Source organism: Curtobacterium sp. MCPF17_003 (assembly GCF_003224385.1).
Lineage (GTDB): Bacteria > Actinomycetota > Actinomycetes > Actinomycetales > Microbacteriaceae > Curtobacterium > Curtobacterium flaccumfaciens.
This window is the reverse complement of record NZ_QKLC01000019.1, coordinates 23,175-38,928: the sequence shown is the minus strand read 5'-3', so window position 1 is coordinate 38,928 and position 15,754 is coordinate 23,175. Positions and strand designations below refer to the sequence as shown.

The following is a 15,754-nucleotide window of genomic DNA, read 5'->3' as shown; positions in this document are numbered from 1 at the left end:
CGCCAGCGTCGCGGGACTAGCGGAGCGTGGTCGCCCAGCGCCCGATGGCGTCGTACGCCCGTTCCCGCACCTCCGGCGCGGACAGCACGACGTCGTGCAGGGCGCCTTCGAGCCGGCGGACCGTCACCTCTTCGCCGAGGGAGAGCGAGCGGTGCGCCACCGTGTCGACGTTCAGGGCGACGTCGGCCCGCGCCATCCCGGGGTCCCACCGCGGCTGGAGCATGCTCTTGTCGCTCAGCATCACCAGGGTCGGGACCCCGATGCCGAGGCCCTTCTCGACCTGTGCCTGGCCGTCGAAGACCGCGGCGAGCCAACCGGGGTGCAGGGGGAACCCGCGCTCCGGCCGCCACTTCTGCTCGTAGGTCCACGACCCCTCGCCCTCGGCCGAGACGGTGCGGGTGTAGAAGCCGGGGTCGACGGCGGGCATGGGAGCGAGGGGGTTCCGACGGGCACCGAGCTTGATGACCGGTGCGACGATGGCCCGGCCGACCGCGGTGGCCTGGAACTCGAGCCAGGGGCTGTTCAGCACGAGGCCGTGCACGAGCTCCGGGTGCCGAGCGGTCCAGAGAGACAGGGTCAGGCCGCCTGTGGAGTGGCCCATCGGGACGAGCCGGCGGCGGTCCGAGCCGGGGTGCTCGGCCGAGATCGCGTCGAGCGCTGCGGCGATGTCCTCGTCGTACACCGCCAGGTCGTCGACCATGCCCGGGGTCTGGTGGGGGCGCAGGCTCCGACCGTACTTCCGCAGGTCCAGCGCGTGGAACCGGGCACCGAGCCGCTCGAGGCGTTCGGCGAGCTCGACCTGGAAGAAGTAGTCCGACCAGCCGTGCACGTAGAGCACGTCGACCCCGTGCAGGGGCCCGCGACCGTGCAGCAGCAGGTCCGTCGGGGTGTGCCGGCGGCGGACCAGGGTGGCGACGACGGGGCCCTCGGAGTCGGTGCCGAGCGGCAGTTCGAGCCGTTCGTACGGTGCTCCGAGCACGTCCTCGTGCCACCCCTGGTCCGTCATGCGCCGAGCGTATCCGGCGGTGCTGCGGGTGGTGCTGGTGCGGCGGGGTCGTGCGGCGGTCACCCGGCCAGGACCACGACCTTGCCGCTGATCCGTCCCGCGGCCGCCTCGGCGTGCAGCGACGGCAGTTCCGTCAGCGGGATGCGCCGGGTGACCTCGACCGTGAGCGCCCCGGCGTCGACCAGGGACACCAGCTCCGCCAGGCGTTCTCGGTTGCGCAGGACGAACACCGTCGCCGCCCGGACCCCGCGGGACTCGTCGCCCGGTGTGGCCATGAACGCCGTGGTGCTGACGACCGCGCCGCCGTCGCGCACGACGTCGACCAGTGCCGCGAAGTCCTGCGGGTCGATCGGGGCGAGGTTGAGCAGCACGTCGACCGGCTCCGTCACGGCGGCGCGGACGTCGGTGGTGGTGTGGTCGATCACCTCGTGGGCGCCGGCCGCCCGGACGGCCTCGATGCTGCGCGGGCTCGCCGTCGCGATGACGTGGACCCCGGCGCGGACGGCGAGCTGGATCGCGTACTTCCCGACGACACCGCCGGCGCCCATCACGAGGACCCGCTGGCCCGCCTCGAGCCGACCGTCGTCGAACAGGGCCTGCCACGCGGTGAGTGCCACCGAGGGCAGTGCTGCCGCGTCGGCCAGCGGGATGCTCGTCGGTGCGGCGACCACCGCGTCCGCCGGGGCGATGACGTACTCGGCCGCCCCGCCGTCGAGTTCCATCGGCAGGAACGCGATGACGGCGTCCCCGATCGCGATCCCCTCGACACCGTCGCCGAGCGCATCGACGGTGCCGGACACGTCGTAGCCGGGGACGTGCGGCAGCTGGACCGGGATCGGCAGGAACCCGCCCCGCATCCCGTTGTCCGCCGCGTTGAACGCCGAGGCGGCGACGCGGAGTCGCACCTGCCCGGCACCCGGGGTGGGCTGCTCGTCGTCCTCGGTGCGGAGCACCTCGGGACCGCCGACCTCGTGGAACCGTACTGCCTGCATGATCGTGCCCTTCGTCGGTGTTGCTCGTTGTGCTTCGAGTTCGAAGCAACTGACGATGACGCTAGCACTGCTTCGAACTCGAAGCAACAGGTAGGATGGGTTCCGTGACGGATGCGCCGAACTCCCTGACCCCGACGCAGCTCGGGGCGTACTTCGCCTTCACCGAGGTGAGCAGCTTGCTGCGCCACGCGGTCGAGCGGCAGCTGCGCGACGTGGGCGGCCTGAGCTACGTGCAGTTCCAGCTGCTCGCCCGGCTCGGTGACGCACCGGGCGGGCAGCAGCGCATGACCGACCTCGCCGACGGGGTCGTCTACAGCCGCAGCGGTTTGACGTACCAGGCGCAACTGCTCGAGCAGCGTGGGCTGGTCACCCGCGGGCCCTCGCCCGACGACGAACGCAGCACGGTCGTGACGATCACCCGGGGCGGTCGTGACGTCCTCGCAGCCGTCTTCCCCGGTCACATCGAGGCGCTGCACACCCTGCTGTTCGCGTCGATGTCGGACGCGGACGTCGACGACCTCGCGCGGATCCTCGGGGGAGCGGCGGAGCACCTGCGCGCGAACCCACCACGGTCCGCGGGCGCGCGGCGGCGCAGCTGACGGAACGCTTGCGCTGCGCCGTCGCGCCAGCCGGGGCTCGCGGTCTAGCTGCGGGGTGCCCGCACCAGGAACAGCGTGACGGCGCCGAGGACGACCGCGGCGACGATGAGCGCCCAGGCGAGCACGATGACCGGCCCGTCCCAGGGGGTGAAGAGCAGTCCGACCCCGATCACCAGGGCCACGGCGGCGCCGATGAGGGCGAGGCGATGCGGTCGTACCGGAGCGGTGCGTGTCACAGCGCCCACGGTACGCGCGCCGGGCTGGCAGTGCGGCGTCGAGCGGGCACGCCGGTCACACGGTCGTGCGCATCACCCACCGCCACTTCGCGATGCGGCGGTCGCGCACGAACCCGAACTGCGTGAACAGTTCTTCCGGTCCGGTGTGCAGGTAGGCCCCGCGCTGCGGCTTCCGCTCGACCGTCTGCTCCGGGTAGGCCTCGACCGTCCCGCCGCCCGCCCGTCGGATCTGGTCGAGCGCGGTCGTGACCGCGGCGCGTGCGACCCCCTGGCCGCGGTGTCGGGACTCGACGAACACGCAGCCGATCCGCCAGTCCGGCGAGGTGCCGGCCTCGCGGGCGTAGGCACCGGGGTTCAGGATCGTCGGCAGCTCGACCGGCCGCCCGAACTGGCACCAGCCGACCGCCGTGCCGTCGGCGTAGACGAGCACCTGGTGGTTCGTGCCGTTCCGCACGTGTCGGTGCTTCGCCTCCTGGTGGGACACCGTCGGGTCGGGCGTCCCGCGTGGGCCGTCCGGGTGGAAACCGATGCACCAGCACCCGCCCCACACGCCGTTGCTGCGGGTCACGAGCGCGGCGAAGTCGGGCCACGTCTCCTCGGTGAGCATCGCCGTCGAGTACTCCATGGGCCGATGATCCTCCGGTCCGGGTGATCCCGCCACCGGAACGGAACCACGAACGGCCTGGAGGCGCGGTGCCAGCTGGCACCGCGCCTCCAGGCCGCCGTGGGTGTGGGTCCTAGGACAGCTTCTTGCTGTCCTCGAGCCACCCCGCGAGCTTGGTCATGTAGTCGGCCTGCGACGCGTAGTCGAGGGCCGGGAACGTCCAGCTGTGGACCTGGCCCGCCTCGAGTGCGGCGTTGTCGGCGAAGGTCGGCTGCTTCTCCAGATCGGCGACCTGGTAGCCCTGCTGCGACAGCAGCAGCACGTCACCGGTGATCTGGCCGGCGTTCTCCCACGAGTAGATGCCCCAGTAGAAGCCCTCGGGCTTCGGGTTGACGAAGTCGACCCCGTACGACGCGTACATCTGCAGCGACGGCTCGTCGGTCGGGCGGGTGACGTAGGCGCCGTCACCGTCGGCGTACATCGAGACGACCGACAGGTCCTTCTCCTTCGAGACCTTCTCGAGCTCGTCGGCCGCGGTGTCGAAGCGCTCCTCGGCGGCGTCGACCGTCGACTCCTTCGCGCCGAGGGACTCGGACAGTTCCGCGATCGTCTCGATGACGTCCTCGCCCTTGCCGCCCCACTTCACCTGGACGACGGGCGCGATGGCCTCGATCTGCTTCTCCTGCGCCGTGTCCTTGAAGCCGTAGCCGGGCTGCTTCGTGTCGAGCGTGCCCTTGGCGTCGGTCGGGTAGACCGAGGTGACGACGAGGTCGGGCTTGAGCGCGGCGAGCTGCTCGAGGTCGATGTCGCCGTAGGCGGTGCCGAGCTGCGTGATGCCGTCGGTGTCCAGGCCCTCGAAGCGGGCGTCCTTCGCCATCGTCAGCTGCCCGAAGGTGCCGACGGGCTTCAGGCCGTACTCGATGAACGACAGGGCGATGTCGTTCAGCACGACGACACGCTTCGGCGTGTGGTCGACCTTCACGGTGGCGCCCGTGGCGTCCTCGTAGGACCACGCCTTCGACGCGGCGGTGCCGCCGTCGGAGTCGGAGTCGTTCGAGTTGCCGGTGCTCGAGCAGCCGGTCAGGAGGAGTGCCGAGACGGTCACGGAGGTCAGGAGGGCGGCGCGCAGGTGGCCACGTCGGGAGGTCTTCACGTTAGGAGAGGCTAACCTAAGTTCGCGGCACTCGCCAGCACGTCTTCGGTTTTCGTCGAGACCGTGTGCTCGGTCGGGGCACTCGGGACCGTGTGCTCGGTCGGGGCACTCGGGACGGGGTCGTGCTCGTCCGCCTCGGGCACGATCATCGGTGCACCGGTCACCGGGTCGGGGAACACCCGGGCGTGCAGGCCGAACGCGTGCTCGAGCAGTGCCGGGGTGAGGACGTCGTGGGGTGTGCCGTCGGCGACGACCCCGCCGTCGTGCAGCACCACGAGCCGGTCCGAGTACCGCGCCGCGAGCGACAGGTCGTGCAGCACCATCACGATCGTCGAACCCTGCTCGCGGTTCAGCCGCCGGACGAGCCGCAGCACCTCGAGCTGGTGCGCGAGGTCCAGGTAGGTCGTCGGCTCGTCGAGCAGGAGTGTCTGGGCCTGCTGCGCGACGACCATGGCGATCCAGGCGCGCTGACGCTGCCCGCCGGACAGGCTCGTGACGTCACGGTGTGCGACCTCGGTCAGACCGGTGGCGGCGATGGCCGCTTCGGCGACGGCCGCGTCCTCGGCGGTCCACGGCTTCGCCCACGACTGGTGCGGGTTCCGGCCGCGCATCACCAGGTCGAGCACGCTGGTGCCCGCGGGGGCGACGGGGGACTGCGGCAGGATCGCGAGCTTGCGGGCCACCTGGCGGTTCGGCTCCCTGCGGATCGGGGTGCCGTCGAGCAGGACCTCGCCGGCCTGCGGCTTGAGCACGCGGCCGAACGCCTTGAGCAGCGTCGACTTGCCGCAGCCGTTCGCACCGAGGAACGTCGTGACGGTGCCGCGTTCGATGCGCAGGTCCAGGTCCCGCAGCACGGGGTGGCGGTCGTAGCCGACGGACAGGCCCGTGGCTTCGAGGACGGGGGTGTCGTGCTGGTGCTGGTGCTGGTGCTGGTGCTGGTGCTGGTGCTCGTGCTGGTGCTGGTGCTCGTGCTGGTTCTGGTGCGGTGCTGTCATCGGGACATCTCCTTGCGGTGACGGACGAGGAGCCAGATCAGGTACGGCGCCCCGATCACGGTGGTGATGATGCCGACCGGCACCTGCCACGGGAACGCGGAACGGGACAGCAGGTCGGCGGCGAGCACGAGCACGGCGCCGAGGGCACCGGCGAGCAGCAGCGGCGGCCGGTTCGTGCCGGCGAGCCGGAGCCCGACCTGCGGCACGACGAACGCGACGAAGCCGACCGGCCCCGCGGCGGCCACGGCGGCGGCGGTCAGCACGACCGCGAGCGCGATGACGAGCAGCCGGTGCCGCTGGACGCCGAGTCCGACGCCCGTCGCGACCTCGTCGCCGAGCTGCCCGATGCCGAGCGCCGCACTCGTCGCCAGTGCGATCGGCACCGCGACGGCGGCCACCACGAGCAGCGGCCAGACGCTCTCCCACGAGGTGCTCGACAGGCTGCCGACGAGCCACTGCGACGCCGCGGTGGCGACGGTGATCTTCGCGCGGACGAGCAGGTAGCTGGTCACGGCGTCGAGCGTCGCGCTCACGCCGATGCCGACCAGCACGAGCCGGTAGCTCTGCACGCCGCCGCGCCAGCCCAGGCCGTACACCAGGACCGCAGCGACCAGGGCGCCGATCGTCGCGGCCACCGGGATCCCGCCCCCGAGCACCAGGGACGACACCGAGTACGTCCCGCCGCCGAGGACGATGGCCGCGACCGCACCGACGCTCGCGCCCGCGGTGACACCGATGATGTCCGGGGTGCCGAGTGGGTTGCGGGTGAAGGTCTGGGTGAGCGCGCCGGCGACCCCGAGCGTCAGGCCGACGAGTGCGCCGGTGAGCACGCGGGGCAGGCGCAGGGTGGTGATGATGAAGGCGTCCGGCCCGGACTCCAGGCCGAGCAGGGACCGGATGACGACCCCGGGAGCGATCCACGTCGAGCCGACCGCCGTCCCGATCACGATGAGCACCAGGACGGTGGCGAGCGATCCGACGGTGTACCAGAACACCCGCGGGCGCCAGGCGAGGCCGACGGGGCCGATGCGGATGCCGGCGCGGCCGGGGGTGTGGGCGGCGGGGGCGGGCGTGCCCGGCGTGATGGTCTCGGGCGTGCTGCCGGGCGTGCTGCCGGGCGTGCTCCCGGTGCTGCGCACCGCTGCCCCGCTCACAGCGACACCAGCGATCGGCGACGGGCCACGGCGACGAACACGGGGCCACCGATGACGGCGAGCACGATGCCGACCTCGACCTCGGAGAACCCGCCGATCAGGCGACCGATGACGTCGGCGAGCAGCACGAGGGCGGCGCCGACCAGGCCGGAGACCGGCAGGGTCCAGCGGTGTCCGGTGCCGACGAGCGCGCGGGCGACGTGCGGCACGGTCAGGCCGACGAAGCCGATCGGGCCGGCAGCAGCGGTCGCCCCGGCGGCGAGCAGCGTGATCCCGCCCAGGCCGACGAGCCGGGCGACGAGCACGTTCTCGCCGAGCCCCTTCGCCAGCTCGGACCCGAGCCCGAGGGCGTCGAGGGCGCGGACGTTCAGCACCGCGAGCACGAGCCCGGCGGCCAGGAACGGCCATACCGCCCCGAGGATGTCGAGCTGGCGTGCGGCGAGCGACCCGACGACCCAGAGCCGGTACGCGTCGAGCGAGGCCTGGTCGGTCAGCACGACGAAGGAGGTCAGGGCGGCGAGCAGCGCCGAGACCGCGGCCCCGGCGAGGGCGAGCGGAACCGGACTGGCCGTGCCGCTGCCGGCGATGGTCACCGAGAAGACGACGACGCTGGCGACCAGGGCCCCGACCAGGGCGAACCAGACGGTCGCGCTCGTGCTCGTCACCCCGAACACGTAGACGCCGAGCACCACCGCGAGCCCCGCTCCCGACGAGACGCCGAACAGGCCTGGGTCGGCGAGCGGGTTGCGGGTGTGTCCCTGCATGAGCAGCCCGGCGATGCCGAGAGCCGCACCGACCGCAGCACCGATCAGCGTGCGCGGGATGCGGGAGCCCCAGACGATCGCCTCGTCGGTGCTCGACCCGGAGCGTGTGAGCCCCGCCCACACCTCGGCGACACCGATGCGGTTGCTGCCGAGCAGCATGCTGGCCACGGCGACGAGCACCAGGGCGACGACGAGTCCGACGATCACCGCGGTGCGCCGCCGCATCGCGGTCCGGTGGACGCCGACGGCGCGCGACGCATCGCCGTCTCGGGCGCTGGACGCGACGGGTTCGGGGGCCTCCGGACCGGAAGCCAGAACGGGATTGGGGGCTGGCACGGAAGTCATCTTAGGTTAGCCTTGCCTCATGGCGAAGACCCCGCGGCTCCTGCCGACGAACCCCCGGCTCTTCCGCGCCCGTGTCCTCCGGACCCAGCGGGTGACCCCCTCGATGCAGCGCGTCACCGTCACCGGGGACGACCTGCACGAGTTCGGTTACCTCGGCTTCGACCACTGGTTCCGCCTGTTCGTCCGACGCCCCGACCAGGACGCCTTCCGGATGCCCGACCTGGACGGCAAGAAGTGGTGGCCGACGTTCCTCGGCATCCCCGAGGACATCCGCCCCCACTGCGCGAACTACACCGTCGCCGCGTACCGCCTGCTCGCCGACGGCACCGCCGAGCTCGACATCGACTTCGTCGTGCACCTGGACCACCGCGGCGAGCTCGAGGGCCGCGCCGCGATCTGGGCATGCGCCGCACGTCCCGGCGAGGAGCTCGCGATGCTCGACCAGGGCTGCATCTTCGATGTCCCCGCCGGCACCAGCGAGGTCGTCGTCGCCGCCGAGGAGACCGGCCTACCCGGCGTCGTCGGCATCGCCGCCTCGTTGCCGCGCGACACCGTCGGCCGCATCATCCAAGAGGTCCCGACCGCCGCCGACATCCGCGACCTCGACGCCCCCGCCGGCGTGCAGGTGACCTGGATCGTCCGGCAGCCGGGCACCGTCCCGGGCAGTGGCGCCCTCGCCGAGCTGCAGCGGCACGTGCCGTCCGACGACCAGGGTTACGCGTTCGTCGTGGGGGAGTCGCGACTCGCAACGGAGGGCCGCCGCCACCTGCACCGTGCGGGCCTGCCCAAGTCGCGCATCACGTTCTCCGGGTTCTGGAAGCACGATACGAAGGTCTCCGTCCCCGCCTGACCCGCGCGGTGCCTGGTGCTTTCGCGCGTACCGCCCCCGGAACTTCCGCCCCGGTACGCCCGTTTTGCCCAGGTATGCCCGCTTCGGCCAGGTACGCCCGGTCCTTCCCCTAGCGCGCGTGGTGCCTGGTGCTTCCGGGCGTACCGCTACAGAACTTCTGCCCAGGTACGCCCGTTCTGCCCAGGTATGCCCGGTTCCGCCAGGTATGCCCGCTTCGGCCCGGTACGCCCGGTCCTTCCCCTGGCGGGCGCGATGCCTGGTGCTTTCGGGCGTACCGCCACAAAACTTCCGCCCAGGTATACCCGATTCCGCCAGGTATGCCCGACTCCGCCAGGTACGCCCGATCCTTCCCCCGGCGCCCGCGATGCCTGGTGCTTCCGGGCGTACCGCTCCAGAACTTCCGCCCAGGTACGCCCGAAAGCACCAGGTGCGCCGCGCACGCGACGCGACCAACGGACGGACGGGAGGCCCGGTGCCAGCTGGCACCGGGCCTCCCGTCCGTGGTGGGGTGGCGTCAGCCCTTGAGGCCCGAGCCCGTCACGCCCTCCACGATCTGCCGCTGGAAGATCAGGTAGAGGATGATCAGCGGCAGCGCCGCGAGGATCGCACCGGCCTGGATGTCGGCGTAGCGCTGACCGAAGCTGCCCTGGACCGTGGCGAGCCCGACCGGGATCGTCATGAGGTCAGGGTTGGACAGCACGAACAGCGGCAGCAGCAGGTTGTTCCACACCCCGACGAAGGTCAGGATCGTCACGGCCGCGATCACCGGACGCGACAGCGGCAGGATGACCGACCAGTAGACCTTCCAGATGCCGGCGCCGTCGATGCGCGCCGCCTCTTCCAGCTCCTTCGGGATGCCGTCGAAGAACTGCTTGAAGATGAACACCGCGATCACGGCTGGCACCTGCGGGAAGATCACCGACCAGTAGGTGTTGAGCAGGCCGACCGCGTTGAGCTCCTGGAAGATCGGGATGATCAGCACCTGCGTCGGGATCATGATCCCGAGGATGATGAGCAGGAACGCGATGTTGCGGCCGCGGAACACCAGTCGCGACAGCGCGAACGCCGCCATCGACGCGAACAGCACGGTGAGTGCCGCCGTGACGACGCTCGTGATGGCGCTGGCGAGGTACCAGTTCCAGATGTCGCCCGCCTGGAACAGCGACGAGTAGGAGTGCAGCGTCGGGTTCCAGTTCGACAGGATCGCGTTCGCGCCGAGGGCGGCGACGCCGTTTTCCGACAGCGACGTCTTCAGGGCGAACACGCTCGGGATGAGCCAGATGATCGCGAAGATCGTCAGGACGATCCCCGACGCGATCGTGAAGCCACGACCGCTGACGCCGATCTTCGCGGCGCTCGTGGGAGCGGCCGAGGAGACGCCGGTGCGGAGTTTGCGGCCGGTGGTGGTGATGCTCTCGGTGGCGGTCATGTCAGGCCCCGATCTCTCGCTTGGCGGCAGCGCGCTCGACGAGCTGCCGGATGACCGCGATCGCCACGATCACGATGAACAGGAGGACCGACGCGGCCGATGCGGCACCGAGTCGGTTGTCGGTGAAGCCGACGCCGGTGATGAGCTGCAGCGAGACCTGGGTCGAGATGCCCGGCCCGCCGTTCGTCATCAGGTAGACCTGGTCGAAGATCTTCAGGCTCGCGATGATCTGAAGCAGGACGACCAGCGTCGTGGTGCGGCCGAGCAGGGGGAGCGTGATCGACTTGATCTGCTGCCAGTTCGACGCACCGTCGACGGCGGCGGCCTCGTACAGTTCGCGCGGGATCTCCTGCAGGCCGGCCAGGTAGAGCACGAAGTTGAAGCCGAGGGTCCACCACACGGTGGCGATCGCGACACCGATCATGGCCGTGTTCGGGCTCGACAGCATGCCGGAGCCGGGCGTCATGCCGATCGCCGACTGCAGGCTCGCCCACAGACCGGTGCTCGGCGTGAAGATGAACACCCAGATCAGCGAGATCGTCGCCGACGGCAGGATGAACGGCAGGAAGAACGCCAGGCGGAAGAACCACTGCCCGCGGTTCATCCGGTTCGTCAGCACGGCGAACACGAACGCCAGGATGACGAGCGGCGGGGTCGTGTACAGCGTGAACTGCAGCGTGTGCCAGAGCGACGACCAGAAGTCGCTGCGCCCGAGCATCTCGGCGTAGTTCGCGAACCCGGCGAAGCTGCCGAGCCCGGTGCGGACGGTCGAGGTGTTGAAGAAGCTCGTGACGATCATCCAGATCGTCGGGCCGAGCAGGAAGGCCACGTAGAACAGGCCGAACGGGGCGAGGAACAGCCAGCCGCTGCGGCCCTGGCCGCGGTTCACGCTGGAGCCGTAGGAGCGGTTCCGGCGGAGACGCGGCGCGGTGGCCGCGTCGGTCGGCCGGTCGAGGACAGGTGCTGTGGTCACGTCATCGTGCCTTTCGCGCGGTGTTCACGGCGATCGCGGTGGTCGTCTGCCCGGAGTGGTCCTGCCGGGCGGTCGCGTGCCGGGTCACAGGGGGCTCGGGGTGTTGAGGTAGGTCGCGAGCTGCGACTTGATGGCGCGCAGTGCCTGCGCGGGGGACGAGCTGCCCTGCTGCACGAGGGCGAGCTGAGCGCCCACCGTGCCCTCGAACGTCGAGCCGGATCCGCCGTACCAGGCGGCGTCGTCGAACACGGCGGTCTCGGCTGCGGCCGCGTAGTTCGACTGCGGCGTGAGCTTCTTGTACGCGGAGCTGTCGAACGTCGGGATGTAGGCCGGCACGTGCCCACCCTCGGCCCAGGTCAGGCTCTGCTCGAGCATCTGCTTGATGAAGAGCATGTGCTGCTTGCGCTGCTCCGGCGTGCGGGCCTTCTTGGGCAGGACGAACGTGTGCGAGTCCGCCTGGGTCGCCGGCTTGTCGTAGAGCTGCGGGATCGGCGCCATGCCGAAGTTCAGGCCCTTGATCGACTGCGCGGTGCTGATCTCCCACTCGCCCTGCATGAAGAAGCCGGCCTTGCCGTCGAACATGAGCGACTGCGCTGTGGCGTAGTCGAGGGCCTTGTTCAGCCAGCCCTCCTTCACCCACTTCTGGGTGCGGCTCGTGACCTCGTTGTAGGCGTCCTCGTTGACGGTGAGCTTCGAGCCGCCGTCGCTGATGAACGGGGTGGCGTCCTTCAGCTGGTTGTACATCGTCCAGAAGAAGCGCCACGGGGTGGCCGTCTCCGGCACCACGTTCGCGACGTTGAGCGCTGTGCCGCCGGTGACCTTGGCCACCGCGGCGAGGGCCTTCTCGAAGTTGTCCATGCCGTTGAGGTCGACGAGGTTGCCGTCACCGTCGATCAGGCCGGCCTTCTTGCAGACGTCGACGTTGTAGAACAGGACGAAGGGGTGGGTGTCGAGCGGGACCGCGATGTTGTTGCCGTCGGTCTTCTGCGCCGCCCAGGCCTTCTGGTTGAAGTCGGCGGCGCTCAGGCCGACGCTCGCCAGGTCGTCGGACGTGATCGGGTCGAGCAGGTCACCGTCCCAGAGCGGCTTCGCGCGGGTCAGGTGCGCGACCGCGACGTCCGGCGGCTTGTTCCCGACGGTCGCCAGTGTCAGCTTCGAGTAGTACGGGTTGCCCCACGCGAACGTGGTGCCCTGCAGCGCGCTCGAACCGCCGTGCTGCTTCGCGTAGCCGTCCTCCATGGACTGCATGCGGACGCCGTCGCCGCCGCCGAACAGGTTCCAGAAGACGAGCGTCTCGGGGTTGAGGGCGCTGCCGGCGAGACCGGCGGCGAGGGGACTGGAACAGGCGGCGAGCGGCAGGACCGTCGCGGCCGCTGCACCGGCGGCGAGGAAGCCCCGGCGCGACAGGCGCGACGCGGGTGTTGCGGGTGGGATCGGCATGGCATCACTCCATCGGGATGGGCCGGGCTCGGGAACAGGGTCGGTGCTCCCGCCGGAGCATCGCTGCTCCGGACCCGGAGCACTGCTGCTCCGGACACGGAACGACCTTCCGGTGCTCCGTGAGCGCTCACATTAGCGCTCGCTCCCGGCATTTGCCACCCCTTTCGCGACGGCGCGGAACCCGGTAGCGTTTCCGGCAGGTGAGCGCTCACTTTCGTGACGGCCCGCTTCGGTTCCCGAAGTGTCCTCCGCCCAGCACGCCACCCTGCTCACCGCACGAACCGCACTGCCACGATCGAAGGAGATCCATGCCCCGCACACACCTCGTCCTCGACGCCGCGTTCACCGTGGGGCCGGTGCGACGTCGCCTGTTCGGCGGGTTCGTCGAGCACCTCGGCCGCCACGTCTACGACGGCATCCACGAGCCCACCCACGAGACCGCCGACGAGCACGGCTTCCGCAGGGACGTCGTCGAACTCGTCAAGGAACTCGGCGTCTCCGCCATCCGCTACCCCGGTGGCAACTTCGTCTCCGGCTACAAGTGGGAGGACGGCGTCGGCCCCGTCGAGCAGCGCCCCCGCCGCCTCGACCTCGCCTGGCACTCGACCGAGACGAACGAGGTCGGCCTGCACGAGTTCCAGCACTGGCTGAACCAGGTCGGTTCGGAGCTCATGCTCGCCGTGAACCTCGGGACCCGCGGCACGCAAGAGGCGATCGAGCTCCTGGAGTACGCCAACATCGACGCCGGCACCGCACTGTCCGAGTACCGTCGTTCGAACGGTCGCCAGGAACCCTTCGCCATCAAGATGTGGTGCCTCGGCAACGAGATGGACGGCCCGTGGCAGCTCGGCCACAAGAACGCCGACGACTACGGCAAGCTCGCCGCCATGACCGCCAAGGCCATGCGCCAGATCCAGCCCGACCTCGAGCTCGTCGCCTGCGGTTCCTCCAGCGCATCGATGCCGACGTTCGGCGAGTGGGAGCGCACCGTCCTCGAGCACACCTACGACGACGTGGACTACATCTCCGCGCACGCCTACTACGAGGAGGACGACGACCTGCCGTCGTTCCTCGCCTCGGGCGTCAACATGGACCACTTCATCAAGACGGTCACCACGGCCGCCGACCACGTCCAGGCGCAGAAGAAGTCCGACAAGCGCATCGACATCTCGTTCGACGAGTGGAACGTCTGGTCGATCAAGAAGTGGGAAGCGAAGGCCAAGACCTTCACGCTCGACGAGTGGCCGGTCGCCCCGCGTCTGCTCGAGGACGTCTACACCGTCGCCGACGCCGTCGTCGTGGGTGGCCTGCTCATCTCGCTGCTCCGCCACGCCGACCGTGTCGCCTCGGCCTCGCTCGCCCAGCTCGTCAACGTGATCGGCCCGATCATGACCGAGCCCGGTGGCCCGGCCTGGCGCCAGACGACGTTCTTCCCGTTCTCGGTCACCTCGCGCCTGGCGCAGGGCACCTCGCTGCAGGTCAAGGCCTCCGGTGACACGGTCGACGGCGGCAAGCACGGCGAGGTCCCGGTCGTGGACTCCGCCGCCACCGTGTCCGAGGACGGCAAGGCCGCGGTCTTCCTGGTCAACCGCCACCCGTCCGAGCCGACCACGGTGACGATCGACCTCGCCGGCATCGGTGCGACGGGCGACGTCCACGCCGAGGGCGTCTGGGACGACGACCTGCACGCCGTGAACGACCTGGAGAACACCTCCCGCGTGGGACTCCGCACGAACGAGTCGGTCCGCCGCGAGGGCGACACCGTCACGATCGAGCTCCCGCCGGTCTCCTGGACCGCCGTCTCGATCGGCTGACAAGACGCCTCGGCGCACGCCACGGCGGGCGTCGAGTGAGCACAGAGGACGTCGGGCGCTCGCGCCCGACGTCCTCTGCTCGTTGCGCGGGTGCGGCGGGCGCGAGTTCACGGGGTGGGCGACACCTCACGGGGTGACGGGCGCGTGGACTGTCGCTGGGCCCGAAACGTGGCCCGCGCGGCGGCCGGGAGGCCCGTGGTGGCCTGGCACCGGGCCTCCCGGCCGGCGTGCGGTCGCGGCCACGGGCCGAATCTCGTCTGGGCGGACGGGATGCGGCACGCGCACGGCACAGTCCGTCCGCGTGGCCGAGTCTCGGCGCGGCCGTCAGCGCGCCGGCGGCGCCGCCGTGCTCGCGCGCTCGACGAGCCGCACCGGCACCAGGTCGGCCGCCACGCTGACCCGTTCGCCGTCGATCTGGGCGAGCAGGTTCGCCACCGCTCGGCGGCCGACCTCGTCGAAGGACTGGTGCACGGTGGTCAGCGGCGGCCAGAACGAGTCGGACTCGGGGGAGTCGTCGAACCCCACCACGCTGAGCGACGACGGCACCGGGCGACCGGACTCGTGTGCGGCGCGCAGGACCCCGAGGGCGGTCTGGTCGTTCGCGGCGAACACCGCGGTGATCTCCGGCCGTGCGGCGATCTCGAGCCCGGCCTCGTACCCGTGCTCGGTCGTCCAGCCGCCGCGGAACACCGGGGGCACCTGGCGACCGGCGCGTTCGAGGGTGTCCTGCCACGCGGCGAGGCGACGGGCTGCCGAGTACGACGACTCCGGGCCGGCGACGTGCCAGACGGTCTCGTGCCCCAGGTCGAGCAGGTGCTGCGTGGCCTGCCGGGCGCCGTCGGCCTGGTCGGTGTCGATCGCGGGGTGGTCGGTGCTGCCCGTGGAGTCGATGATGACCATGGGCACGCCGTCGGGCAGCACGACCTCGGCGGTGTCGATGATGTGCGACTCGATGATGATCACGACGCCGTCGACGGCCTGTTCGTGCAGGCGCGAGAAGGCCGACCGGACACCGGCCTCGGTACGCGAGGCCATGGGCAGCAGGGTGATCGTGAAGTCGGCGACGCCGGCGGCGTCGGCGATCGCCTCGAGCGTGCGCATGTTGCCGAAGGAAGCGAGCGTGAACATGATCACGCCGATGGTGCGGAAGCGGCCGGAGCGCAGGGCGCGGGCGGCACGGTTGGGCCGGTAGCCGAGGGACTCCATCGCGCGCTGGACGCGGTCGCGGGTCTCCGGGCTGACGTTGTCGAAGCCCCGGGCGACGCGCGAGACCGTCTGCATCGACACCCCGGCGGCGTCGGCCACGGCGGCCATCGAGGGTGCGCGGCGGGTGCCGGCGGGGGACTCCATCGTCACGCTGGCGCTCCTTCCGGATCGAGGTGGCCGAGCGATCGGCCTCC

General features: G+C 70.9%; 15 protein-coding genes. 3 read left to right on the top strand and 12 right to left on the bottom strand.

The features are described from left to right. Positions 1–16 precede the first annotated feature (16 nt). Positions 17–1,006: an alpha/beta hydrolase gene (locus tag DEJ30_RS15555; RefSeq protein WP_110862622.1), complete on the bottom strand. Its 990-nt coding sequence runs from the start codon at positions 1,004–1,006 to the stop codon at positions 17–19. 59 nt (positions 1,007–1,065) lie between these two features. Then, a complete protein-coding gene (locus tag DEJ30_RS15550; protein WP_110862604.1) occupies positions 1,066–1,998 on the bottom strand; it encodes an NADP-dependent oxidoreductase in 933 nt (310 codons plus the stop codon). Between the two features lie 104 nt (positions 1,999–2,102). Here DEJ30_RS15550 and DEJ30_RS15545 point away from each other — a divergent pair, with 104 nt between their 5' ends. Next, positions 2,103–2,597, top strand: a complete 495-nt coding sequence (locus tag DEJ30_RS15545) for a MarR family winged helix-turn-helix transcriptional regulator (RefSeq protein WP_110862621.1) — start codon at positions 2,103–2,105, stop codon at positions 2,595–2,597. Between the two features lie 44 nt (positions 2,598–2,641). On the opposite strand, the gene DEJ30_RS15540 is transcribed toward DEJ30_RS15545, so the two are convergent. The 6 genes from DEJ30_RS15540 to DEJ30_RS15515 all read right to left on the bottom strand — a co-directional run bounded on the left by DEJ30_RS15540 (position 2,642) and on the right by DEJ30_RS15515 (position 7,839). Then, positions 2,642–2,833 (bottom strand): hypothetical protein, encoded by a 192-nt coding sequence (locus DEJ30_RS15540; RefSeq protein ID WP_110862603.1) that lies wholly within the window; start codon positions 2,831–2,833, stop codon positions 2,642–2,644. Between the two features lie 55 nt (positions 2,834–2,888). Continuing rightward, complete coding sequence (locus DEJ30_RS15535; RefSeq protein ID WP_220032969.1) at positions 2,889–3,458, bottom strand: GNAT family N-acetyltransferase; 570 nt, start codon at positions 3,456–3,458, stop codon at positions 2,889–2,891. Positions 3,459–3,570: 112 nt separating this feature from the next. Continuing rightward, positions 3,571–4,590 (bottom strand): ABC transporter substrate-binding protein, encoded by a 1,020-nt coding sequence (locus tag DEJ30_RS15530; protein ID WP_110862602.1) that lies wholly within the window; start codon positions 4,588–4,590, stop codon positions 3,571–3,573. Positions 4,591–4,601: 11 nt separating this feature from the next. Beyond that, positions 4,602–5,585: an ABC transporter ATP-binding protein gene (locus DEJ30_RS15525; protein WP_110862601.1), complete on the bottom strand. Its 984-nt coding sequence runs from the start codon at positions 5,583–5,585 to the stop codon at positions 4,602–4,604. Then, on the bottom strand, positions 5,582–6,724 hold the full coding sequence (locus DEJ30_RS15520) for an iron chelate uptake ABC transporter family permease subunit (RefSeq protein ID WP_110862600.1): 1,143 nt from the start codon (positions 6,722–6,724) through the stop codon (positions 5,582–5,584). The genes DEJ30_RS15525 and DEJ30_RS15520 overlap by 4 nt, the downstream gene beginning before the upstream one ends. An 11-nt stretch (positions 6,725–6,735) precedes the next feature. Then, a complete protein-coding gene (locus DEJ30_RS15515) occupies positions 6,736–7,839 on the bottom strand; it encodes an iron ABC transporter permease (protein ID WP_258369991.1) in 1,104 nt (367 codons plus the stop codon). 28 nt (positions 7,840–7,867) lie between these two features. On the opposite strand from DEJ30_RS15515, the gene DEJ30_RS15510 reads away from it, so the two are divergent. Then, positions 7,868–8,698 (top strand): siderophore-interacting protein, encoded by an 831-nt coding sequence (locus DEJ30_RS15510; protein WP_110862598.1) that lies wholly within the window; start codon positions 7,868–7,870, stop codon positions 8,696–8,698. Between the two features lie 514 nt (positions 8,699–9,212). Here DEJ30_RS15510 and DEJ30_RS15505 read toward each other — a convergent pair. The 3 genes from DEJ30_RS15505 to DEJ30_RS15495 all read right to left on the bottom strand — a co-directional run bounded on the left by DEJ30_RS15505 (position 9,213) and on the right by DEJ30_RS15495 (position 12,540). Beyond that, positions 9,213–10,127: a carbohydrate ABC transporter permease gene (locus DEJ30_RS15505; protein WP_110862597.1), complete on the bottom strand. Its 915-nt coding sequence runs from the start codon at positions 10,125–10,127 to the stop codon at positions 9,213–9,215. Position 10,128: 1 nt separating this feature from the next. After that, positions 10,129–11,100: a carbohydrate ABC transporter permease gene (locus DEJ30_RS15500; protein WP_110862596.1), complete on the bottom strand. Its 972-nt coding sequence runs from the start codon at positions 11,098–11,100 to the stop codon at positions 10,129–10,131. Between the two features lie 84 nt (positions 11,101–11,184). Then, positions 11,185–12,540 carry an extracellular solute-binding protein gene (locus DEJ30_RS15495; RefSeq protein WP_110862595.1) on the bottom strand — a complete coding sequence of 452 codons (1,356 nt, stop codon included), beginning with the start codon at positions 12,538–12,540 and terminating at the stop codon, positions 11,185–11,187. A 308-nt stretch (positions 12,541–12,848) separates the two neighbouring features. Between DEJ30_RS15495 and DEJ30_RS15490 the strand changes: the two genes are divergently transcribed. Further along, complete coding sequence (locus tag DEJ30_RS15490; protein WP_110862594.1) at positions 12,849–14,354, top strand: alpha-N-arabinofuranosidase; 1,506 nt, start codon at positions 12,849–12,851, stop codon at positions 14,352–14,354. Positions 14,355–14,678: 324 nt separating this feature from the next. Here the strand turns inward: DEJ30_RS15490 and DEJ30_RS15485 are convergent, their stop codons facing one another. Continuing rightward, on the bottom strand, positions 14,679–15,704 hold the full coding sequence (locus DEJ30_RS15485; RefSeq protein ID WP_181420174.1) for a LacI family DNA-binding transcriptional regulator: 1,026 nt from the start codon (positions 15,702–15,704) through the stop codon (positions 14,679–14,681). Positions 15,705–15,754: the final 50 nt, after the last annotated feature.